This window comes from Xenorhabdus yunnanensis (assembly GCF_028598805.1).
Taxonomy (GTDB): domain Bacteria; phylum Pseudomonadota; class Gammaproteobacteria; order Enterobacterales; family Enterobacteriaceae; genus Xenorhabdus; species Xenorhabdus yunnanensis.
Map to the genome: position 1 here is coordinate 1 of NZ_JAQRFI010000233.1, position 494 is coordinate 494.

The 494-nt window shown below is 39.7% G+C and carries 1 pseudogene; it reads left to right on the forward strand.

Going from position 1 to position 494, the window contains the following annotated elements:
• Positions 1-76: 76 nt before the first annotated feature.
• Positions 77-494 (forward strand): annotated as a pseudogene (locus PSI23_RS23555) (Thoeris anti-defense Tad2 family protein); the annotation flags it as partial.

Consider the following 494-nt stretch of genomic DNA (forward strand, 5'->3'; position numbering starts at 1 on the left):
CATCACCTTTCAAATTATAAGCCTTGCTCTAGTAAGAATCCGATTGAGGTGAAAATCTGACCTAAGTGAGGGATTTATGTCTGAAATTAATAAGCTGGATAATGCAGGTATTAAATGTCCGTTTCACCCTGATCAATACAAGAGTCAGGATGCGGTTGCACCATTCGGTTCATTCCCGTGGGCAATAGCTCAAGTGTATTTGGGGTGGTGAGTTCGCCGTAATGGCTGGGGTTGTCCTGATGAAAATGTATACATAAGACTTATTCCTGGTTCAACTGGCGATGATGGAAAAAATATTCCACCTCAAATTTGGATAGTTGATAAAGATAATGAACAGTCTTGGACACCAATCCAAGAAGATATGATGGAGTGTGACTGGGTTATGACTGGACTATGAATAGCATGTTGCTTTTTAATCTTACATTGGGAACCAGTAAATATGATGGTACTGAACAAGATTGGGGTTACATGATGGTGACTTTTTCGCAAAAGTT